Annotated in this window: 18 protein-coding genes and 1 pseudogene; 11 read left to right on the forward strand and 8 right to left on the reverse strand. The window is 68.3% G+C overall.

The genetic code is table 11. The annotated features are described in order from the left end of the window. Positions 1 to 230 precede the first annotated feature (230 nt). The 4 genes from PM1_RS29230 (at position 231) to ybaL (ending at position 5,089) form a co-directional block, all read left to right on the forward strand. Entirely contained in the window at positions 231 to 1,613 is a 1,383-nt protein-coding gene (locus PM1_RS29230; protein WP_009614854.1) for a glutamine synthetase family protein, read from the forward strand. A 194-nt stretch (positions 1,614 to 1,807) separates the two neighbouring features. Continuing rightward, positions 1,808 to 2,566: an SDR family NAD(P)-dependent oxidoreductase gene (locus PM1_RS29235; RefSeq protein ID WP_009614852.1), complete on the forward strand. Its 759-nt coding sequence runs from the start codon at positions 1,808 to 1,810 to the stop codon at positions 2,564 to 2,566. A 142-nt stretch (positions 2,567 to 2,708) separates the two neighbouring features. Continuing rightward, entirely contained in the window at positions 2,709 to 3,212 is a 504-nt protein-coding gene (locus PM1_RS29240) for an acyl-CoA thioesterase (protein ID WP_009614849.1), read from the forward strand. Between the two features lie 182 nt (positions 3,213 to 3,394). Further along, positions 3,395 to 5,089, forward strand: a complete 1,695-nt coding sequence (gene ybaL / locus PM1_RS29245) for a YbaL family putative K(+) efflux transporter (protein ID WP_009614847.1) — start codon at positions 3,395 to 3,397, stop codon at positions 5,087 to 5,089. Between the two features lie 60 nt (positions 5,090 to 5,149). Here ybaL and pdxY read toward each other — a convergent pair whose 3' ends face one another. After that, positions 5,150 to 6,019 carry a pyridoxal kinase PdxY gene (pdxY, locus tag PM1_RS29250; RefSeq protein WP_009614845.1) on the reverse strand — a complete coding sequence of 290 codons (870 nt, stop codon included), beginning with the start codon at positions 6,017 to 6,019 and terminating at the stop codon, positions 5,150 to 5,152. A gap of 124 nt (positions 6,020 to 6,143) precedes the next feature. Between pdxY and PM1_RS29255 the strand changes: the two genes are divergently transcribed. The 5 genes from PM1_RS29255 (at position 6,144) to PM1_RS29270 (ending at position 10,209) form a co-directional block, all read left to right on the forward strand. Continuing rightward, positions 6,144 to 6,605, forward strand: coding sequence for a DUF3301 domain-containing protein (locus PM1_RS29255; protein WP_009614843.1), 462 nt, complete (start codon positions 6,144 to 6,146; stop codon positions 6,603 to 6,605). A gap of 349 nt (positions 6,606 to 6,954) precedes the next feature. Beyond that, a complete protein-coding gene (locus tag PM1_RS29260) occupies positions 6,955 to 8,808 on the forward strand; it encodes a PAAR domain-containing protein (RefSeq protein WP_009614841.1) in 1,854 nt (617 codons plus the stop codon). Continuing rightward, positions 8,801 to 9,454, forward strand: a complete 654-nt coding sequence (locus tag PM1_RS29265; RefSeq protein WP_009614839.1) for a DUF2931 family protein — start codon at positions 8,801 to 8,803, stop codon at positions 9,452 to 9,454. The genes PM1_RS29260 and PM1_RS29265 overlap by 8 nt, the downstream gene beginning before the upstream one ends. Continuing rightward, the gene (locus tag PM1_RS31200) at positions 9,441 to 9,563 is read left to right on the forward strand and encodes a hypothetical protein (RefSeq protein WP_256665661.1); all 123 of its coding nucleotides are present in this window, start codon (positions 9,441 to 9,443) and stop codon (positions 9,561 to 9,563) included. Before PM1_RS29265 ends, PM1_RS31200 begins: the two co-directional genes overlap by 14 nt. Then, the gene (locus PM1_RS29270) at positions 9,556 to 10,209 is read left to right on the forward strand and encodes a DUF2931 family protein (RefSeq protein ID WP_009614837.1); all 654 of its coding nucleotides are present in this window, start codon (positions 9,556 to 9,558) and stop codon (positions 10,207 to 10,209) included. The genes PM1_RS31200 and PM1_RS29270 overlap by 8 nt, the downstream gene beginning before the upstream one ends. An 88-nt stretch (positions 10,210 to 10,297) precedes the next feature. Here the strand turns inward: PM1_RS29270 and PM1_RS29275 are convergent, their stop codons facing one another. Continuing rightward, positions 10,298 to 11,176, reverse strand: a complete 879-nt coding sequence (locus PM1_RS29275; RefSeq protein WP_009614835.1) for an alpha/beta fold hydrolase — start codon at positions 11,174 to 11,176, stop codon at positions 10,298 to 10,300. Between the two features lie 103 nt (positions 11,177 to 11,279). Here PM1_RS29275 and PM1_RS29280 point away from each other — a divergent pair, with 103 nt between their 5' ends. Together PM1_RS29280 and PM1_RS29285 are read left to right on the forward strand one after the other, a co-directional pair. Then, positions 11,280 to 13,037, forward strand: coding sequence for a sensor histidine kinase (locus PM1_RS29280; protein ID WP_009614833.1), 1,758 nt, complete (start codon positions 11,280 to 11,282; stop codon positions 13,035 to 13,037). Then, positions 13,034 to 14,368 carry a sigma-54-dependent transcriptional regulator gene (locus PM1_RS29285; protein ID WP_009614830.1) on the forward strand — a complete coding sequence of 445 codons (1,335 nt, stop codon included), beginning with the start codon at positions 13,034 to 13,036 and terminating at the stop codon, positions 14,366 to 14,368. Before PM1_RS29280 ends, PM1_RS29285 begins: the two co-directional genes overlap by 4 nt. A gap of 612 nt (positions 14,369 to 14,980) precedes the next feature. Here PM1_RS29285 and PM1_RS29290 read toward each other — a convergent pair. The 6 genes and pseudogenes from PM1_RS29290 to PM1_RS29315 all read right to left on the reverse strand — a co-directional run. Then, on the reverse strand, positions 14,981 to 15,181 hold the full coding sequence (locus tag PM1_RS29290) for a hypothetical protein (RefSeq protein ID WP_009614826.1): 201 nt from the start codon (positions 15,179 to 15,181) through the stop codon (positions 14,981 to 14,983). Positions 15,182 to 15,302: 121 nt separating this feature from the next. Beyond that, the gene (locus PM1_RS29295) at positions 15,303 to 16,238 is read right to left on the reverse strand and encodes a LysR family transcriptional regulator (protein WP_024128827.1); all 936 of its coding nucleotides are present in this window, start codon (positions 16,236 to 16,238) and stop codon (positions 15,303 to 15,305) included. A 355-nt stretch (positions 16,239 to 16,593) separates the two neighbouring features. After that, complete coding sequence (locus PM1_RS29300) at positions 16,594 to 17,298, reverse strand: NAD(P)H-dependent oxidoreductase (protein ID WP_009614824.1); 705 nt, start codon at positions 17,296 to 17,298, stop codon at positions 16,594 to 16,596. A 207-nt stretch (positions 17,299 to 17,505) separates the two neighbouring features. Next, on the reverse strand, positions 17,506 to 17,667 hold the full coding sequence (locus PM1_RS29305; RefSeq protein WP_009614823.1) for an aldehyde dehydrogenase: 162 nt from the start codon (positions 17,665 to 17,667) through the stop codon (positions 17,506 to 17,508). Then, entirely contained in the window at positions 17,660 to 18,850 is a 1,191-nt protein-coding gene (locus tag PM1_RS29310) for a pyridoxal phosphate-dependent aminotransferase (protein WP_009614822.1), read from the reverse strand. The genes PM1_RS29305 and PM1_RS29310 overlap by 8 nt, the downstream gene beginning before the upstream one ends. 54 nt (positions 18,851 to 18,904) lie before the next feature. After that, positions 18,905 to 20,579: pseudogene (locus PM1_RS29315) on the reverse strand (5-guanidino-2-oxopentanoate decarboxylase); the annotation flags it as partial. Positions 20,580 to 20,695 lie beyond the last annotated feature (116 nt).

Genomic DNA, 20,695 nt, shown 5'->3' on the forward strand with positions numbered 1-20,695 from the left:
CAGGAGCGGACTCCGTCCACGATGCTTTCCGCCGCCTGCCGGCGGATCGCGGATGAATCCGCTCCTACAAGGAACAGGAGCAGCGCCGTCGTAGGATGGGTTGAGCGAAGCGATACCCATCACCACGGCAGCATGGGTTTCGCAGGCTCAACCCATCCTACGGTGCAGCCTGCAAGACAGTTGCTCCTACGAAGAGAACATCCGGCGCGCCGCGCCAACCGAGGACCACCATGCAATTCGCCGATCGAAAGGAAGCCGAAGCCTTCCTCGCCGCGCACCCCGAGGTACGCAGCATCGAGCTGTTCATCATCGACGCCAACGGCATCCCGCGCGGCAAGCTGCTGCACCGCGACGAGCTGCTGGCCATCTACGACAACGGCCGGCCGCTGCCCAGCTCGATCCTCGCGCTCACCGTGCAGGGCGAGGATGTCGAAGGCACCGGGCTGGTCTGGGAAGTGGCCGACGCCGACTGCTGGACCTACCCGCTGCCCGGCAGCCTGACCCTGCAACCCTGGCGCAGCTCGCCCACCGGCCAGCTGCAGGTCAGCATGCACCCGACCCAGGGCCTGCCGGCCACCCCGGCGGACCCGCGCCAGGCCCTGGTGCGCGTGGTCGAGCGGCTCAAGGCCGAGGGCCTGCACCCGGTGATGGCGGTGGAACTGGAGTTCTACCTGCTGGACAAGCAGCGCGACGCCCAGGGCCGCCCGCAGCCGGCGCTGCAGATGAACGGCGTGCGCCCGCAGGCGCCGCAGGTCTATGGCGTGTACGAGCTGGAACAGGTACAGCCCTTCCTCGACGACCTCTACGCCGCCTGCGAGGCCCAGGGCCTGCCGGTGCGCACGGCCATCTCCGAATACGCCCCTGGCCAACTGGAACTGACCCTGGAGCACCGCTTCGACGTGCTCCAGGCCATCGACGAAGGCGTGCGCTACAAGCGCCTGGTCAAGGGCGTGGCCAACAAGCACGGGCTGCAGGCCTGCTTCATGGCCAAGCCGTTCGGCGACCGTGCCGGCAGCGGCATGCACCTGCACGTCAGCCTGGCCGACGAACAGGGCAACAATCTCTACGCCAGCGAGCTTTCCGACCTTGAAGGCCCGCATGGCACGCCACTGCTGCGGCACTCCATCGGCGGCATGATGGCCACGCTGCTCGACTCCCTGGCCATCTTCTGCCCCAACGCCAACTCCTTCCGCCGCTTCCAAGCCAACAGCTACGCGCCGCTGGCCAAGAGCTGGGGGGTGAACAACCGCACCGTGTCCTTCCGCGTGCCCGGCGGCCCGGCCAAAAGCCGGCACATCGAGCACCGCATCTGCGGCGCCGACGCCAACCCCTACCTGGCCGCCGCGGCGATTCTCGCCGGCATCCACAAGGGCATCCGCGAACAGCTCGACCCGGGCGCGGCCATCGAGGGCAACGGCTACGAGCAGGCCCGCGAGTTCCTGCCCACCGACTGGCTCACCGCGCTGCGCGCCCTGGAGGCCTCCAGCTGGGCCCGCGAGGCGCTGGGCGAGGAGTTCCTCAAGGTATTCCTGGCCATCAAGTGGGAGGAATACCGCCAGTTCATGGGCGAGGTCGGCGAGCAGGACTGGCGCTGGTACCTGCACCACGCCTGAGCCAGCGCGACCATCAGTCGCCTACGAAAGCTCCAGCGGGATTTACGAAAAAATTACCCTGGCAAAGCGAAGATTCTGGTCTTTTCTTGGTCAGTAGAGACAGAGGGCCGCCCGTGCGGCCCTCTTCCTTGCGGCGTGCCGCCACTGCCTGACGGCGCGCCGTTTCCCTATCAGGCAGGGAGATCACTCAGTCAATGAGCACACCCGTTGTTCTGATCACCGGGGCCGCCGGCGGCCTCGGCAAGGCCATCGCCAAGCGCTTCGCCCAGAGCCACTGGCGCATCGCCGCCACCGACGTCGACAAGAGCGGGCTGCATGCGCTCAACGCCCAGGTGCCGCTGGACGCCAGCGCCGTGGCCGACCTGCGCCGGGCGGACCACTGCCAGAGCCTGGTGGCGGACATCCTCGCCCGCACCGGCCGCCTGGACGCGCTGATCAACGCCGCCGGGGTCTGGCGCGAGGGCCCGGTGGAGAACTTCAACGAGGACGACTTCGACCTGGTCCTGGGGGTCAACCTCAAGGCCGCGTTCTACATGTGCCAGGCCGCCACGCCCTACCTCAAGGACAACCGCGGCTGCATCGTGAACATCTCCAGCGACTCCGGGCGCCAGGCCTACCGCGGCTCGGCGGCCTACTGCGCGAGCAAGGCGGCGCTGACCATGCTCACCCGCACCCTGGCCCTGGAACTGGCCGCGGACGGCGTGCGCGTCAACGCCATCTCCCCGGCCGACATCGCCACGCCCATGCTCGACTACCAGGCCGAGCGCTACGGCCAGGGCAACCCCGCCGCCTACAAGCTCGGCCTGCTGCGGGATTATCCACAGGGCAAGGAAGCGCGCTTCATCCGCCCGGAAGAGGTCGCCGACCTGGTCTGGTACCTCTGCGGCCCGCAATCCGAAGCCATCACCGGCGCCGACCTGGCCATCGACTTCGGCCTCTCCGCCGGCCGCTGAGCCGCGCCGCGCGCCAATCGCCCGGCGATTGGCGCGCGCCCCTGTTCGCCGGGGCCAATGGGGGGTATAGAAAAGAGTGTGTCGCGGGGCTGGGCGCAGTGCGTCCAGTCTTGGCATCCCCCACCCGCCTTGCGAGAGCGATATGGAACCCGGCAACCACCAACTCAGCATGACCGTCCTGATGACCCCGGACATGGCCAACTTCTCCGGCAACGTCCACGGCGGCACCCTGCTCAAGTACCTCGACGAGGTCGCCTACGCCTGCGCCAGCCGCTACGCCGGCCATTACGTGGTGACACTCTCGGTCGACCAGGTGATCTTCCGCGAGCCGATCCACGTCGGCGAACTGGTGACCTTCCTCGCCTCGGTCAACTACACCGGCCGCACCTCCATGGAGATCGGCGTGAAGGTGGTCACCGAGAACATCCGCGAGAAATCCGTGCGCCACACCAACAGCTGCTTCTTCACCATGGTGGCGCTGGACGACGAGCGCAAACCCACTGCCGTGCCGCCGCTGCAGCCGGTCACCCGGGAGGAGCGCCGGCGCTTCGCCCAGGCCCAGCAGCGCCGCCAGCTGCGCCAGGAACTTGAGCAGCGTTACCAGGCAATTCGTGAAGAATGGGACAAGGATGCCGACATTTCTTGACAAGATTTCTCAAGTGCCGCTGAAAAAGTCCGGCGCGTCAACAAGTTAACCTTGAGCGTCGGCAAGGCCGAAAGCCTCGCCAGCGCCTAGACTTGCCCAATCCGCGGGTTTGCCCCCGTGATCCACCTTCGAACCACCGCCCTCCCGGGGCGGCAGTTCCCTGCGTGCCCGGAGCCCAGACCATGCACCACACACCGCTACTGACCACCCTCGCCGTCGGCTTCGTGCTGGCCTTCATCCTCGGCGCCCTGGCCAACCGCCTGCGCATCTCGCCGCTGGTCGGCTACCTGCTGGCCGGCGTACTGGCCGGGCCCTTCACCCCCGGCTACGTCGCCGACCAGGCGCTGTCGACGGAAATCGCCGAACTGGGGGTGATCCTGCTGATGTTCGGCGTCGGCCTGCACTTCTCGTTGAAAGACCTGCTCTCGGTGAAGGCCATCGCCATCCCCGGCGCGGTGGTGCAGATCGGCGTGGCCACCCTGCTCGGCATGGGCCTGGCCTGGATGATGGGCTGGCCGCTGGGCGGCGGCCTGGTGTTCGGCCTGGCGCTGTCGGTGGCCAGCACCGTGGTGCTGCTGCGCGCCCTGGAGCAACGCCAGCTGATCGACACCAAGCGCGGGCGCATCGCCATCGGCTGGCTGATCGTCGAAGACCTGGCCATGGTCCTCACCCTGGTGCTGCTGCCGGCGCTGGCCGGCACGCTTGGCGGCAAGGCCGAGGACGGCGCCAGCGGCGGCATCCTGCTGCCGATCCTGCTGACCCTGGGCAAGGTGGTGGCCTTCGTCGCGGTGATGATCCTCGGCGGCCGCCGCGTGGTGCCCTGGGCCCTGGAGAAGGTCGCGGCGACCGGCTCGCGCGAGCTGTTCACCCTCGCCGTGCTGGCCATCGCCCTGGGCATCGCCACCGGCTCGGCGGTGGTGTTCGGCGTGTCCTTCGCCCTCGGCGCCTTCTTCGCCGGGATGATCCTCAACGAATCCGAGCTCAGCCACGAGGCGGCGGAGAACTCGCTGCCCCTGCGCGACGCCTTCGCCGTGCTGTTCTTCGTCTCGGTGGGCATGCTGTTCAACCCGGCGATCCTGATCCACGAGCCGCTGCCGGTGCTGGCCACCTTCCTGGTCATCGTCTTCGGCAAGTCGGTGGCCGCCTACGTCATCGTGCGCCTGTTCGGCCACCCCAACAGCACCGCGCTGACCATCGCCGCCAGCCTGGCGCAGATCGGCGAGTTCTCCTTCATCCTGGTCGGCCTGGGCGTGACCCTCGAACTGCTGCCCGAGCAGGGCCGCGACCTGGTGCTGGCCGGCGCCATCCTGTCGATCCTGGTCAACCCGCTGCTGTTCATCGCCATCGAGCGCCTGCAGGCGCGCAAGGAAAGCGCCCAGCCCAGCGAGGCCCAGGCGCAGGACGAGGACCTGCCGCCGCCGGTGCGCGAGCACGAGCACGCCATCCTCATCGGCCACGGCCGCGTCGGCGAACTGGTCAGCGCGCGCCTGCAGAAGGACGGCACGCCGCTGGTGGTGATCGAGGACAAGCGCGAGAAGGCCGCCGAACTGCGCGAGCGCGGCCTCAGCGTGGTGGTCGGCAACGCCGCCAACCCGGAAGTGCTGGCCCTGGCCAACATCACCACCGCGCGCTGGCTGCTGATCGCCATCCCCAACGGCTTCGAGGCCGGGCAGATCGCCAGCCGCGCCCGCGCGGCCAACCCCGAGCTGGACATCATCGCCCGCGCGCACTTCGACGCCGAGGTGGAATACCTGGAACAGAACGGCGCCAGCCTGGTGATCATGGGCGAACGCGAGATCGCCCAGGGCATGTACCAGCGCGTCGAGCAGCACGGCACCCCGGCGCCGCAGCCGGATGGGTTGCCGCAGTCGGCTTGAGTTCGCAGCGGGTGCCGAGCGCTTTCGGCCCCGCCTCGACGACAGGGCCTGACGCCTCCCTCAGATCGCCTTCGCCTCGAAACGCACCCGCGGGTGCGCGATGCGGTCCTGGGCGCGCACCAGTTCCAGCTCGTAGCTGCCGCAGTGCTGGGTCTCCAGCAGCACTTCGTGCACCGCCGCGGCGGTGAATTCGAAGGCCGTGCAGGGCGCCTCGCCCAGCAGCAGGCGGGCCAGGAACAGGCCCGAGGTCAGGTCGCCGACGCCCACCGGCTGGCGCGGGAAGGCCAGCAGCGGGCGGCGCAGGTGCCAGCTGCCCTCGGCGCTGACCAGCAGCATCTCGAAGGCATCCGACGGCTTGCCCGGGTAGTTCAGGTGCTTCACCAGCACCGCCTTGGGGCCGCGTGCCAGCAGGCTGCGCGCCATCTCCACGCAATCCTCCAGGGACTGCGGGCTGCGCTGGCAGAAGCTGTCCAGCTCCAGCTGGTTGGGGCACAGGTAGTCGGCCACCGCGGCGGCTTCCTGGAGCAGGAACTCGCCGACCTCCGGCGCCACTATGCAGCCCTTATCCGGGTGGCCCATCACCGGGTCGCACAGGTAGATCGCCCGCGGGTTGGCCTCGCGGATGCGCGCCAGCGCCTCGAGGATCGCGCGGCCCTGGGCGGCGCTGCCCAGGTAGCCGGAAAGCACGGCGTCGCAGTTGCCCAGCTCGCCGATGGCGGCAATGCCCTCCACCAGCGCCGGAATCTGCTCCGGCGGCAGCACCTGGCCGGTCCAGTGGCCATACTGGGTATGGTTGGAGAACTGCACGGTGTTCAGCGGCCAGACGTTCACCCCGACGCGGCGCATCGGGAACACGGCGGCGCTGTTGCCGGCATGGCCGAAGACGACGTGGGACTGGATGGCGAGGACGTGGGGAGTGCGCGACGACATGACGAATTCCTGCAACTGGATGTGTCAGTATGGGGCGCAAATCACCACCTGGGAACCGGCGGCTCTCGCCGCGTTCCTACAGACTCGGTAAGCTGGAGCGCCTCTTCCCGAGCGGAGCCTTGAAGTGACCTTGGGCAACCTTTTCGTATTCCTCCTGCTGGCCACGGCCGCCGCCTGGTGGTGGCGCGCCCACGGCATCCGCGAGCGCGCCCTGCAGCTGGCGCGCCAGCACTGCGCGCGGCAGAGGGTGGAGCTGCTCGACGAGAACGTCGCCCTGCGCCGCCTGCGCCTGCGCCGCGGCGCCAACGGCATGCTCTGCCTGGCCCGGGAATACGGCTTCGAGTTCACCGCCAGCGGCCAGGACCGCTACAACGGCAGCATCACCATGCTCGGCCAGCGCCCCGGCCCGATCGAGCTGGAGCCCTTCCGCTTCCACCCCGAGCCCCACGAGGTGCACGCGGTGGTGGAAATCGCCCAGGCCCTGCCAGCGCCCACGGCAGAGCCACAGGCGCCACGGCACAAGGCCGAGGTGGTGCGGCTGGACGAGTGGCGGCGCAACCACGCCGACAAGAAGGTCGGCGACTGAACCTGACCGCTCACAAGGCATAGCCTGCCCCTCAGGCAAGGGATAAGACGAAACCCAGCGGACAATGGGCGCGACTCGCTTGCCCCTCCATGAACATGCCCGCGGCTTGTGCGCCCTAGGTCAAGGTGCATAGAGAATTCGCCGTTTCCCATTCATAGCCAGGACCGTTCCGATTGCCCCTGCGCGCAGGGCCAACCCAAGGTCATCCCTCATCAAATAATGAAGAGGGATGACCCATGCTCGATACCCCCATTATCCCCATCCTCCAATGCTGGATCGACAAGCCTCGCACGGGCCTTCCAGCCGCCTCTCCGTCGACCAGCGTGCCATCTGGCAAGGAAGCCGCGTGATGGGCAGGCGCATGAATATCCACGGCAAGGGCGTGGGCCTGGCGGACGATATCACCTCCACCGGGGCGAAGTGCCTGGCCGGGCAGACCACCTTCACCAACCATGACCGAGCGGTGCTGCGGGTGGGCGACATGACCACGCCCTGCCCACGCTGCGGCGTGCCGGGCATCATCCAGCAGGGCGACCTGACCACCGAACACCTCGGCATGCTGGTCGCCGTCGATGGCTGTACCGTCGCCTGCGGCTGCCCGCCGGGCAGCCACTACCTGATCGCCCCGCTCGACGGAGGCTCGGGGGCCGCCGTTTCTGGCGTGATGGGCCTTGGCGCCGCCCTTGCCGTACCGCTGGCGGGCACCAAGCCAGCCGGTCCCGGCAACGAGCAGGGCGAGACGCTGGCCGAAGAAGAGGAGGAAGAGGAAGAACTCACCGGGATCGTCCTGCGCCTGGGCCTGTTCTTCGACGGCACCGGCAACAACCAGAGCAACAGCGAGGCCGCCGCCGAGTGCCGCGCCATCAACGTGGGGCTGTCGCAGGAGGCGGCAGAGGATATCCGCCAGCACTGTGCCGCCTATGGTTTCGACGGTAGCGGCGCCACGCCGGATAACAGCTATGGCAATGATGTGAGCAATGTGGCGCGGCTATATGACCTCTATCCAGACCAGGCGGATGAGCATCTGCCACCTGAATCCGACATGGCTCATCTGAAGGTCTACCTCGAAGGCGTCGGCACCAGCGCCGGCCAGCAGGACTCGCCGTTCAGCCAGGGGACCGGCCGTGGCAGCACGGGAGTGCTTGCGCGGGTGAAGCAGATGCCGGCACTGGCCTTGGAACAGTTGCGTCGTTTACGGCAGGCCAATCCCGATCTGAAAATCCGACGTATCGAAATCGATCTGTTCGGCTTTAGCCGCGGGGCCGCCGCCGCGCGGCATTGCGCCAATGATCTGCTCAAGGGCGCGGACAGCCTGCTGGCCAAAGCCATACCGCCAGGAACGGAGGGCTTGGCCGAGAGCTTCGCCTGGCGCCACCGCACGGACTTCTCCCTGGGCTTCATCGGCCTGTTCGACACCGTGGCCGCGGTGGTGGCGCCCTGGCGTGGCGATTTCAGCCCGCACGATGGGCGCAATGCCGACCTGGAGCTGGGCCTGGCCCCCGGCTGCGCCCGCCAGGTGGTGCAACTGGTGGCCGCCAACGAGTACCGCCACAACTTCTCCCTGACCCGCACCGACCACGACATCCGCCTGCCCGGCGCCCACTCGGACATCGGTGGCGGCTACCTGCCCCTGGCCACGGAAAAGGTCTTCCTCAGCCCGCCGGAAAGCAACCAGGTCAGCCTGGGCACCGCCAACGAATGGACCCAGGCCTACCTGCGCACGCGTCAGACGCTGGAGCGCCGCCTGCCGGCCTGGCAACCCTATGCGCAACGCATCGGCATCGAGACCTGGGAGGTCCGGCTGCCCTTCAACAAGAAGCACGACCATTACCCGGAAAAACGCGTCTACGCCGCGGTGCGCAGCGAGCGCCAGGTGCGTGGGGAACTGTCGCGGGTGTACCTGCGCATCATGCGGGAACTGGCAGTGCGGGCTGGGGTGGCGTTCGACCCCATCGATCCCGATGACAATCGCACAGCATTACCAATGGAGCTGCAAGCCATCGCCGCGAAGTTGCAAGCCTATGCCCTGGGCGAATCCCTCCCTGGCTTGAGCGAGGAGGAAGTCGCCCTGTTGCAGCGCCGCTACATCCACCTCTCCGCCCACTGGAATGCAGCCAAGGGCAAGCATGAGAGCGAACTGGAAGTGATGTTCATCAATCGTCCCGCCAAGGGCGGCAAGCGCGCGGAGTATCCCAATGAATAGGCTGAAACCCCTGCTGGTAGTCGCCCTGGCCTGGCTGCTGAGCGGCTGCGCCACGGGCGCCAATGGCCTGCCCTACGACGCCTGGCGCCTGGGCTTTCTGGCGCCCAACTACATGGAGGTATGGATCGAGACCGCCGATGCGGTGGACGTACATGACCGCGTGTTCCGTCGTGCCATGAGCGGGGTGGCGGCGATCCAGACGCCAAAGAATCTCAAGGGCGATCCCCGTGGTTGGCCGGAACGCCCGAGTTGGGGGGCCGGTAAGCATGTCCGCGGTGCAGCCCTGCCGCGCTTGATCTACGTGCGCTGGCAATCGTTGGTGGAGCCGCAGACCTACGAGGCCTATATCGTCATTCCCGAAGCCACCCAGCGGGCCATGGTCAAGAGCGAAAAGGCCTTTTGCAGGTTCGATGAAAAGTGGATTACCGACTACCGCAAAGGCCTGACCATCGGCCTGGCGCCCGGCGGCATCGCCAAGGTCTGGATCATGGGACCTTGCCTGGATCCCATCGAGGTCACGCGGGTACAGGGGACGGTGGTGAAGAAAGGTCCCTATGACGGCACCTCAGAAGGACGGCATCGCCCCCTCTCCAATACAGCCAGAACCTACATCGAAAAATATGGCATCCCCTATGGCTCCTGGTGAGTTTTCCTCGACTGCCGTGGCCAAGGGCAAGCACGAGAGCGAACTGGACGCGATGTTCATCAACCGCCCCGCCAAGGGCGGCAAGCGCGCGGAGTATCCCAATGAATAGGCTGAAACCCCTGCTGGTAGTCGCCCTGGCCTGGCTGCTGAGCGGCTGCGCCACGGGCGCCAATGGCCTGCCCTACGATGCCTGGCGCCTGGGCTTCGGCGCGCCGCCTTACATGGAGGTGTGGATCGAGACCGCCGATGCGGTGGACGTACATGACCACGTGTTCCGCCGCGCCATGAGTGGTGTCGCCTCTACCATTCCCCCCACGAAACTCAAGATAGATGCCAGTGGCTGGCCAGAGCGCCCAGGCTGGGGAGCAGGCAAATACGTGCGTGGTGCAGCCTTACCACGGCTCATCTACGTGCGCTGGCAATCGCTGGCGGAGCCGCAGACCTACGAGGCCTATATCGTGATACCCGAAGCCACCCAGCGGGCCATGGTCAAGAGCGAAAAGGCCTTTTGCAGGTTCGATGAAAAGTGGATTACCGACTACCGCAAAGGCCTGACCATCGGCCTGGCGCCCGGCGGCATCGCCAAGGTCTGGATCATGGGACCTTGCCTGGATCCCATCGAGGTCACGCGGGTACAGGGAAAAGTGGTGAAGAAGGGGCCTTATGGCGGGCAATCAGATGGGCACTATTACCCATTAAGCGACATCTCCAAGACCTACATCGAAAAGTATGGCATCCCCTATGGCTCCTGGTGAAGGCTTCCTCGATTGTGGCGGCCTAGGGCTAGTACGAGAGTGAATTGGAAGTTCGGAAGCGGTTTCCGTGCCCTGACTGATTCCCGCACTACTCGTGCCCGAGCAGGAAGCGCGCCACCCGCTCGGCGCTGTCCTGGGGATATTCCTGCATGAAGCAATGCCCGCCGGCGACGCTCTGCCCGCCGACGTGGGTGTTCTGCGCGCACCAGCGGGCCACCGACCTGGGCACGAAGGGGTAGGTCCGCTCGCCGAACAGCACCAGGGTCGGCGTGCTCACTTTCGCCAGCGACGGCCACAGGCGCTTGGGGAAGGAACTGAAGATTTCCGCCTCGCGGCTCGGCCGGCACTTCAGTTCGACGCCGCCGTCCACCGCCTTGATGGCGTTCTCCACGTAGGCCCATAGCGCCTCGTCGGTCCAGCCCTTGAAGATGCCGCGGCCGTGCAGGCCGGCGTAGGCGGCGGCGCGGTCCGGCCACTGGCTGCGCCGCGCCCTGGCCTTCTGCGCCATGGCCCGGCGCTCGTGCAGGCCGAGCACCTCGGACAGCGCCATCACGCCGATCATCGCCGGGGTGAACAGCACCGGGTCGAGCAGCGCCGCGCGTTCGAACAGCTGCGGATGGCGCGCCAGGATCAGGCTGCTGAGCACGCCGCCGAAGCTGTGCCCGCAGGCGTAGCGCGGCACTTCGCCGTAGCCCCCGCGGCCGGCCTCGAAGGCTTCCACGGCCATCTCGGCGTTGCGGTTCCAGCCGTGGAAGCGCCCGCCGTGGTCGCTGTCGCCATGGCCCTGGACGTCGCACAGCCAGAGGTCGAAGTCCCGCGCCAGGTGCTTGAGCATCGGCTCGTAGGCGCGCCCGCAGAAACCATTGCCATGCAGGAAGTGCAGCAACGGCTTGCCGCTGGGTTCGCTGCGCCAGCCGCGCAGGGTGAAGCCGGCGGAGCAGGAATGGGACCAGGCGATCAACTGCATCGGACGTTCTCCTCGAGGGTCGCGCAGTGTAGCGACCCGCGGCCGCGCCGGACCAGTGCCCGGACGTGCTATGGTCGCGCTCCGCCCACCCGCACCGAGCGCCATGAGCCCGACCCGTCCCCTGCGCCTGATCCTCGCCAGCCTGCTGGTGCTGGCCGGCCTGCTGCTGTCGGTGTACTGGGCCGGGGAAAAGGCGCGGCACCGCTCGCTGCTCGCCGAGGCCGAGGCCGCCCACGAGCAGTTGGGGCTGTACGTCAGCTCCCTGCGCACCCTGCTGGAACGCTACCGCAGCCTGCCGGCGGTGCTGGCCCTGGACCCGGAACTGCGCCAGGCCCTGGCCGGCCCGGTCGCGGGCGAGCTGCAGCAGGCGCTGAACCTCAAGCTGGAGCGGATCAACGCCGCGGCGCGCTCCTCCACCCTGGAGCTGCTCGACCGCGACGGCCTGGCGGTGGCTGCCAGCAACTGGCGCCTGCCGACCAGCTACGTCGGCCACAACTACGCCTTCCGCCCCTACTTCCGCCAGACCATCGCCCAGGGCACCGGGCGCTTCTACGCGGTGGGCGTGACCACCGGCATCCCCGGCTACTTCCTGGCCAACGCGGTGCGCGACGAGGCCGGGCGCTTCCTCGGCGCCATCGTGGTCAAGCTGGAATTCCCCGACCTGGAACAGCAGTGGAGCCAGACCCCCGACCTGGTGCTGGTCAGCGACACCAAGGGCATCGTCTTCCTCGCCAACCACCCCGGCTGGCGCTACCGCGAATTGCAGCCGCTGGACACCTTCGCCCGCCTGGAACTGGCGCAGACCCGCCAGTACGACCGCCAGCCGCTGAGCCCGTTGCAGCACCGCACCCTGCAGCCGCTGGGCGAGGACAGCCGCCTGGTGCGCGTCGGCGCCAAGGACGACGAAACCGACTACCTCTGGCAGTCCCTGAGCCTGCCCGACGACGACTGGACCCTGCACCTGCTGCGCGACGCCCGCGGCGTACAGAGCGACGTCGCCACCGCTCGCCTGGCCGCCGCCGGGGCCTGGCTGGCGCTGGTGTTCCTGGCCCTGCTGCTGCAACAGCGCTGGCGCATCGCCCGCCTGCGCCAGCGCAGCCGCGAGGAACTGGAGCAGTTGGTGGAACAACGCACCGCCGCCCTGAAAACCGCCCAGGACGGCCTGGTGCAAGCCGCCAAGCTGGCCGCCCTGGGGCAGATGTCGGCGGCCCTGGCCCACGAGATCAACCAGCCGCTGACCGCCCAGCGCATGCACCTGGCCAGCGTGCGCCTGCTGCTGGACGCCGGGCGCAGCGACGAGGCGCGCGCCGCCCTGGCGCGCCTGGACGAGTTGCTGGAACGCATGGCCGCGCTAACCGGCCACCTGAAGACCTTCGCCCGCAAGACCCCCGGCGGCCTGCGCGAACGCATCGAGCTGGGCCACGTGCTGGACCAGGCCCTGCAATTGCTGGCGCCGCGCATCCGCGCCGAGCAGGTGGAGGTCAGCCAGGTGCTCAGCGTGCCGGCCTGGGTGCTGGGCGACGCCATCCGCCTGGAGCAGGTGCTGGTCAACCTGCTGCGCAACGCCCTGGACGCGGTGGCCGGCATCGAGCGCCCGCACATCGGGGTGGCGCTGCGTCGCGAGGACCCGTACTGGATTCTGGAAGTCGCCGACAACGGCGCGGGCATCGCCGCCGAGCACCTGGGCAACGTCTTCGATCCCTTCTTCACCACCAAGCCGGTGGGCGAGGGACTCGGCCTGGGACTGGCGGTATCCTACGGCATCGTCCACGAACTCGGCGGCCGCCTGGAGGCCGCCAACCGTCCCGAAGGCGGCGCGCTGTTCCGCCTGGTGCTGCCCGCCGCGAGCGAAGAGACATGACCGAACACGTGATTTTCGTCGATGACGAAGCCGCCATCCGCGAAGCCGTGCAGCAGTGGCTGCAGCTGTCCGGCTTCACGGTGCGCCTGTGCAAGAGCGCCGAGGAGTGCCTGAAGAACCTGGAGCGCGGCTTCGCCGGCGTGGTGATCAGCGACGTGCGCATGCCCGGCACGGACGGCCTGGCCCTGCTCGAACGCCTGCAGCAGCTGGACCGCGACCTGCCGGTGATCATGGTCACCGGCCACGGCGACGTGCCCATGGCGGTGCAGGCCATGCGCGACGGCGCCTACGACTTCATCGAGAAGCCCTTCACCCCCGAGCGCCTGCTGGACAGCCTGCGCCGCGCCCTGGAAAAGCGCCGCCTGGTGCTGGAGAACCGCCAGCTGCGCGAGCAGGCCACGCTCAAGGACCAGGTGGAGTCGCGCCTGCTCGGCGTGTCGAAGCCGATGGAGGCCCTGCGCCGCCAGGTGCTGGCCCTGGCCGGCACGCCGGTGAACGTGCTGATCCGCGGCGAGACCGGCGCCGGCAAGGAGCTGGTCGCCCGCTGCCTGCACGACTTCGGCCCGCGCGCCGACAAGCCCTTCGTCGCGCTGAACTGCGCGGCCATCCCCGAGCAGCTGTTCGAGAGCGAGCTGTTCGGCCACGAGAGCGGCGCCTTCACCGGCGCCCAGGGCAAGCGCATCGGCAAGCTGGAGCACGCCAACGGCGGCAGCCTGTTCCTCGACGAGATCGAAAGCATGCCGCTGGCCCAGCAGGTCAAGCTGCTGCGCGTGCTGCAGGAGCAGCAGTTGGAGCGCCTGGGCTCGAACCAGAGCATCCGCGTCGACCTGCGGGTGATCGCCGCGACCAAGCCGGACCTGCTGGAAGAGGCCCGCGCCGGGCGCTTCCGCGAAGACCTGGTGTACCGCCTGAACGTCGCCGAACTGCGCCTGCCGCCGCTGCGCGAAAGGCGCGAGGACATCCCGCTGCTGTTCGAACACTTCGCCCAGTTGGCCAGCGAGAAGCTCGGCCGCGAGGCGCCGCCGCTGTCCACCGCCGAACTGGCCCGGCTGCTGGCCCACGACTGGCCGGGCAACGTGCGCGAACTGGCCAACGCCGCCGAGCGCCACGTGCTCGGCCTGGACCGCGCCGCGCAACTGGAAGCGCCGGCCGGCAGCGGCCTGTTCGAACGCATGGAAGCCTACGAGGCCGAATGCATCCGCCAGGCCCTGAGCCAGTGCAAGGGCGACATCAAGGCGGTGATGGAACTGCTCGGCCTGCCGCGCCGCACCCTCAACGAGAAAATGCAGCGGCATGGGTTGAGCCGGGGGGATTATCTCGGAGAAGGCTGAGTCGCCTCCTCCAGGCGCTTGGCCAGGTACCCGCGCGAGATGCTCCCTGCCCCCCACCAGAGCAGCAGCAATGCGACGGCGGCTCCGAACAGAGCCAGCAGCGGCCAGCCCAGGCTTGCGCGGGGAGTGGCGAACAGGTTCGGCGTCATGCGTGGCATCCATGTCCAGACAGAAGGGATTCTGTCCTGCGCAACGGCACTTCGCCAATATCGCCTCGAGCGGCCGGCGCTTTTCCACAGGCAAAAAAACGGCCGCTGAGTGCAGCGGCCGGAAAGAAGACGTCGATTGGAGCAATCGGATATCGGCGTCGGGAAGCAAGGCCAGTCGGCGTTGGAGGAACCGGCTGGCGTGAGGGGCGGAAGTTCGCAGTCACCGCCCCTCGGTGACACATCAGGCTGATCGTGTCGGGCCTGCCGGGAGAGCCCGGCAGATAAAGACAAGTCTATTGACCTATCTAGTTTCGATAAAGCGCGGAGACGGCGAAAGACTTTTTCATAAAATGAAAAAATCACCGCCCCCGCCGGGATAAAAAAACGCCGCATTTCGTATGCGGCGCAAGGCATTGGGAATACCGGCTCACGCTCCGGGCTTCCCGGGGGAAAGTAACGCCGATCAGGAATCGGCGTTGGACTGGGCAGCGGCCTTGCCGGCGGTACGCTCGGCGTCGGAGGCCTGCTGGGCAGCGGCGATGGCGGCCTCGTTGGCTTTCACCATCTTGTCGGTCATCAGTCGGGATTCTTCGGCGAAGCTCAGTTGCACGAAGGACAGCGAGCAAACGGACAGCAGGGCAGCAACAACAAGTTTACGGGACATGATTTTCGAACCTTTGATTGGCCCCGCTCAGTGGGGGCGATGCAAAGGTTACGACTCGGCGACAGGCGGAAAAATAGCTGGCTCACCAACAGACCATTGCCTGAAAAGCAACAATCCGTTTTCAGGCCCAGTGCGCGGGGTCGTTCATCACCTGCTCGTCGGCGTCGAAGGCCTTGGGCAGTTCTTCCTTGAGGAACTCCACCCAGGTGCGGATCTTCGCGTCGAGGAAGCGCCGCGACGGGTAGAGCGCGAAGATCTGCCGCACGTGCAGGCTGCGCTCGGGCAACACGCGCACCAGTTCGCCCTGGCGCAGCGCCGGCGCAGCCACGTAGCTGGGCAGCAGGCAGATGCCCATGCCGGCGCGGGCGGCCCCGGCCAGGGCCTCGGCGACGTTGACCATGAAGGTGTCGCGCGGGCGGATCACGCTCGCCTCGTTGTCTTCCTCGAAGGCCCAGCCTTCCGGGAAGGTCGGGTCCTGCAGGCGCAGGCAGCGGTGCTCGCGCAGGTCCTCGATGGCGCGCGGGGTGCCGCGCTCGGCCAGGTAGCCGGGGCTGGCGCAGAGCACGCTGTAGATGGTGCCGAGGGTCTGGGCGACGTACTCGGAATCGGGCAGTTCGCGGTCGCGGGTGATGACCACGTCCTGGCCTTCTTCGAGGATGTCCGGCTGGCGCTGGGCCAGGGTCAGCTCGATGTAGACCTCCGGGTGCTGCTGGCAGTAGCGCGAGATCAGCGGGATGAGATGCTGCTGGCCGAGCCCGGTCAACGAGTGCACGCGCAGCCGCCCGCGCGGGCGCAGGTGCGCGCCGTTGGCCTCGGCCTCGGCTTCCTCGACGTCGAGGAGGATTTCCCGGCAACGCTGCAGGTAGCGTTCGCCGGTCTCGGTCAGGGCCAGGCGCCGCGTGGTGCGGTGCAGCAGGCGCGCCTGCAGGTAGGCCTCCAGGTCCGAGACCACGCGGGAGACCTGGGCGGTCGACAGGCCCAGGGCATTGGCGGCGGCGGTGAAGCTGCCGGCATCGACCACGCGGGCGAAGACCCGCATCGCATGTAAAGTGTCCACTGTTGCCCCGTCTGCAAAACTGAATCGCAGTATAGGGTCATTTTCCCGCGACAGTTGCCGAGTATAGTGGCAACCAGGTCGCTGCAGCAGCGATGGGTCCATCAGGCCCATCGTCTGGCACCCGGCACACCAGCCGCTTGCCAACACTCCCCCGCGCATACCCCGCTGCAGCGGCTGCCCTTTTCCTCCAAAGGCGCATGTCTTGATTGATGTGCGCCTTTTTTCGTTTGCAGGCGGCGCCGAGGTGCTTTCGTAGGATGGGTTGAGCTTGCGAAACCCATGCGGTCGCGGTGATGGGTATCGCTTCGCTCAACACCATCCTACGACGGTGCGCCACGGCATCGAGGCGTGCCAGTCAGCGCGGCAGCGGGTAGAGGCGTTCGTCGAACTGCGCCAGGCGCGGGAATTCCAGCGGTTGGTCGCCCTCCAGGTGCTGCAGGCGGTCCTGGTACTGGCGCAGGAAGTCCTGGCGCGCGTCGTTGCCGATGTAGGGCACGTGCCAGGCGACGAAGGGCGGCAGCACCGTCATGCCGGTGTAGGCCAGGGTGCCGCGCAGGATCGGCCGCAGCATGTCTTCCAGCGGGCCGTGGATGGCGCCTTCGCCGAACATGTGCTCGCGCCCGCCGAGGGTGACGGTGACCAGCGCCTTCTTGCCGGCCAGGCCGCCCTGGTCGTAGAAGCGCTTGCCGCCGTAGCAGATGCCCGAGACCAGCACGCGGTCGAACCAGCCCTTGAGGATGGCCGGGGCGGAGAACCAGTAGATCGGGAAGTTGAAGATCACCAGGTCCGCCCTGAGCAGCTTGTCCAGCTCGGCCTGGATGTCGGCGGCGATGGTCTGGTGCTTGGCGCCTTCGCGCTGCTCCAGGGCGTAGACCAGGTAGTCCGGGTTGGCGCGCGCGCCAAAGTCGGCGGCGCTGGCTACCGGGTTCCAGTTCATCGCGTAGAGGTCGGAGACCTGCACTTCGTGGCCCTGGCCCTTGAGGGTTTCCTCGGCCAGCTTGTACAGCGCGGTGCTGAAGGACTGGGGTTCGTTGTGGGCGTGGACGATCAGTACGTTCATGTGGATTCCTGGCTAGAAAAGCGCTACTTGGCGGATTGGCGTACTGGCTCAGCACCCTCTCCCCAGCCCTCGGCTGCGCGCCCCGCCCTGAAGGGAGAGGGGGCGTTCGTGTTCATCCTGCAGCGCCCTCTCCCGCCGGCACCGAAGCGCTTTTGCCCCCTCTCCCGCTAGCGGGAGAGGGCTGGGGAGAGGGTGCTCTTCAGGCGTTCAGAGTTGAATGGCCTTGTGTTCGACGAACTCCGCCAGACCTTCCTCGCCCCACTCGCGGCCGATGGTCTGCTCGGTGGCCGGGTTCTGCACCTCGGCCAGGCCCTGCCCTTGCGGCGCGACCCAGGCGCCGTCGATGTACAGCTGCAGGCGGTCATGCATAGCGCTTCTCCTTGAGCAGTTCGGCGGCGCACAGGGCGATGCGCCGGCAGGCTTCGCGCAGCGGCTCGGCGCCGAGCACCAGGCCCAGGCGGATGTGCCCGGCGGCGCTGGGGCCGAAGGCTTCGCCGGCCAGCACCGAGACGCCGTGGCGGTCCAGCAGCAGGTCGGCGAAGTCCTGGGCGGAGAGGCCGGTGGGGCGGATGTCGACCATCACGAACATGCCGCCGTCCGGGCGCAGGGCGCGCAGGCCGACGCAATCGGCGAGGCAGTCGAGCACCAGGTCGCGGCGCTGGCGGTAGGCCTCGCGCATGGCTTCCAGCTCCGGCAGCTGGGCTTCCAGCGCGGTGCAGGCGGCGTCCTGGACGAAGTCCGGCGAGCCGTAGAGCATGCACAGCGCGAGGTTTTCCAGGTGGCCGCAGAGGTCCTGCGGGCCAACCACCCAGCCCACCCGCCAGCCGGTCATGGCGTGGGACTTGGACAGGCTGTTGAGGGTCGCGGTGCGCTCGGCCATGCCCGGCAGGCTGGCCGGGCTGATGTGTTCGCCGTCGAAGATCAGCTCGCTGTAGACCTCGTCGGAAATCATCCACAGGTCGTGTTCGATGCACAGCCGCGACAGGGCCTCCCAGGTCGCGCGCGGCAGGCTGGCGCCGGAGGGGTTGTGCGGGCTGTTGATGGCGATGGCGCGGGTGCGCGGGGTGACCAGCCTGGCCACGTCCTCGGCCTGCACGCGGAAGCCGTGCTCGGAGCGCACCGACACCGGCACCACCTTGGCCCCGCAGGCGCCGAACACCGCCTCGTAGGTGACGTACATGGGCTCGGCGACTATCACCTCGTCGCCCGGGTTGAGCAGGCACTGCGCCACGGCGTAGAGCGCGCACTGCGCGCCGGCCAGCACCACCACGTCGTTCGCGTCCACCGCCTGGCCGCTGCGCTGCGTGTGGCGGCGGGCGATGGCCTCGCGCAAGTTGCGCTTGCCGCGCACGTCGGAGTAGTGGGTGTTGCCAGCCAGCAGGCTGTCGATGGCCGACTGCACGATGGGCGCCGGGGTGTCGAAGTCGGGGTCGCCCACCGACAGCAGCAGGATGTCGTCGCCCTGCTCCAGGCGCGCCAGGGCGCGGTAGTGGATGTCCCAGGCGGCGGCGCCGGGGCCTGCGATGCGTTGGGTGAGGTTCGAGAAGCGCATGACGGGGAGTCCTTCAATGCGCCGGGGCCTGCGCCCCGGCGGGTGCAACGGGGCCTACTTCGCGCAGGCGTGTTTCAGTTCGACCAGGGTCACGCCGGGGTGGGCGAAGCCTTCGCGCAGGTCGCGCTCCAGCTCGTCCAGGCTCTGCGGCTGGCGCATCTCGCAGCCGTAGGCGCGGCCGAGCAGGGCGAAGTCCGGGTTGCGCGGCAGCACGCCGACCGGCTCGATGTCCAGGCCGAGCATGTCGTCGCGGATCTGCCCGAGCGCGTCGTTGTTCCACAGCAGCACCACCAGCGGGCTGTCCAGCTCCTCGGTGGCGGTGGCCAGTTCCTGGGCGGTGTAGAGGAAGCCGCCGTCGCCCACCAGCACCAGGCCGGGGCGCTCCGGCGCGCCGAACTTGGCGCCGATGCCGGCCGGCACGCCGTAGCCGAGGGTGCCGTAGCCGGTGGGGTGCAGCCAGCCGCGCGGGGCCTGGCTGGGGTACAGGTAGTTGGCGGTGTAGGCCAGTTGGGTCATGTCGCTGGCGATGAAGGCGTTGGCCGGCAGCGCCTTGGCGATGCGTTCGAGGATCGCCTTGTGGATAAGCTGCAACGGCGCGTGGCTGGCATCCAGCTGCTGGCGCAGCTGGGCGACACGGTCGCTGGCACTGCCGGCGTCACGCTTGGCGGCCGGCAGCGCGGCGAGCAGCGCTTCGGCGGTGGCCTTCGAATCGCCCAGCAGGGCCACGGCGCTGGGGTAGAAGTCGTTGAACTTGCGCGAATCGATATCCACGCGGATCAGCTCGCCGCCCAGCGGCAGGCGCTCGCGCCAGTAGTCGGTGTCGGCCATCTCGGTGCCGATGGCCAGCACCACGTCGGCCTCGGCGATCATGTCCCAGCCGGCCTGGGTGCACAGGGTGGCGCCGGCGGACAGCGGCGCTTGCGGGGCCAGCAGGCCCTTGCCGGCGACGCTGGTGAACAGCGGCGCGGCCAGGCGCTCGCTGAGCGCGGCCAGGGCGTCGGCGGCGTGCAGCGCGCCGCCGCCGGCGATGATCATCGGGCGCTTGGCCGCGGCGAGTTTATCCACAGCCTGGCGCAGTGCGTCGGCGGCGGGCTGGCCACGGCCGGCGCGGCGCACTACTTCATTCGTCCAGTCGCGGGCGATGGGCGCGGCGAGCACGTCCAGCGGCACCGAGATGTGCACCGGGCGCGGGCGCTCGCTGTCGAACACGGCGTAGGCGCGGGCGATCAGCTCGGGCAGGTCTTCCGGGGTCAAGGCGACCGCCGAGAAGGCGGTGATCGGCGCGGTCATGGCGCGCTGGTCCTGGGTCTCGTGCAGGCAGCCCCAGCCCTTGCCCAGGCTGGCGGTGTGGTTGACGCTGGAGATCACCAGCATCGGCACCGAGTCGGCGTAAGCCTGGCCGATCGCGGTGGCGGCATTGGTCACGCCGGGGCCGGTGATGATGAAGGCCACGCCGGGCTTGCCGCTGACGCGGGCGTAGCCGTCGGCCATGAAGCCGGCGCCCTGCTCGTGGCGGGTGAGCACATGGCGGATGCCGCTGCCGGGCAGGCCGCGGTACAGCTCCAGGGTGTGCACGCCGGGGATGCCGAACACGGTGTCGACGCCGTAGTTGGCCAGCAGGCGGACCAGGGCCTGGCCGCCGGTGAGGGTCTTCTGTTGTTGCATGGGCAAATCCTCGTCTGTCCGGCGACGTGTGTGATCGCCGTTCGCGCCGTAGCGCTCTTGCCCCCTCTCCCGCTTGCGGGAGAGGGCTGGGGAGAGGGGCTCTTCGCCGGCCGCATCGGTGCGTCGGCCCGCCACCCTCTCCCCCAGCCCCTCTCCCTGAAGGGAGAGGGGAGCGTTCGT

The sequence above is a fragment of the Pseudomonas sp. M1 genome (assembly GCF_022760135.1).
Lineage (GTDB): Bacteria > Pseudomonadota > Gammaproteobacteria > Pseudomonadales > Pseudomonadaceae > Pseudomonas > Pseudomonas citronellolis.

Coding starts and splice junctions, on each gene's coding strand:
- PM1_RS29230 (WP_009614854.1), top strand. CDS start 231: ATGCAATTCGCCGATCGAAAGGAAGCCGAAGCCTTCCTCGCCGCGCAC.
- PM1_RS29235 (WP_009614852.1), top strand. CDS start 1,808: ATGAGCACACCCGTTGTTCTGATCACCGGGGCCGCCGGCGGCCTCGGC.
- PM1_RS29240 (WP_009614849.1), top strand. CDS start 2,709: ATGGAACCCGGCAACCACCAACTCAGCATGACCGTCCTGATGACCCCG.
- ybaL (WP_009614847.1), top strand. CDS start 3,395: ATGCACCACACACCGCTACTGACCACCCTCGCCGTCGGCTTCGTGCTG.
- pdxY (WP_009614845.1), bottom strand. CDS start 6,019: ATGTCGTCGCGCACTCCCCACGTCCTCGCCATCCAGTCCCACGTCGTC.
- PM1_RS29260 (WP_009614841.1), top strand. CDS start 6,955: ATGGGCAGGCGCATGAATATCCACGGCAAGGGCGTGGGCCTGGCGGAC.
- PM1_RS29265 (WP_009614839.1), top strand. CDS start 8,801: ATGAATAGGCTGAAACCCCTGCTGGTAGTCGCCCTGGCCTGGCTGCTG.
- PM1_RS31200 (WP_256665661.1), top strand. CDS start 9,441: ATGGCTCCTGGTGAGTTTTCCTCGACTGCCGTGGCCAAGGGCAAGCAC.
- PM1_RS29270 (WP_009614837.1), top strand. CDS start 9,556: ATGAATAGGCTGAAACCCCTGCTGGTAGTCGCCCTGGCCTGGCTGCTG.
- PM1_RS29275 (WP_009614835.1), bottom strand. CDS start 11,176: ATGCAGTTGATCGCCTGGTCCCATTCCTGCTCCGCCGGCTTCACCCTG.
- PM1_RS29280 (WP_009614833.1), top strand. CDS start 11,280: ATGAGCCCGACCCGTCCCCTGCGCCTGATCCTCGCCAGCCTGCTGGTG.
- PM1_RS29285 (WP_009614830.1), top strand. CDS start 13,034: ATGACCGAACACGTGATTTTCGTCGATGACGAAGCCGCCATCCGCGAA.
- PM1_RS29290 (WP_009614826.1), bottom strand. CDS start 15,181: ATGTCCCGTAAACTTGTTGTTGCTGCCCTGCTGTCCGTTTGCTCGCTG.
- PM1_RS29300 (WP_009614824.1), bottom strand. CDS start 17,298: ATGAACGTACTGATCGTCCACGCCCACAACGAACCCCAGTCCTTCAGC.
- PM1_RS29305 (WP_009614823.1), bottom strand. CDS start 17,667: ATGCATGACCGCCTGCAGCTGTACATCGACGGCGCCTGGGTCGCGCCG.
- PM1_RS29310 (WP_009614822.1), bottom strand. CDS start 18,850: ATGCGCTTCTCGAACCTCACCCAACGCATCGCAGGCCCCGGCGCCGCC.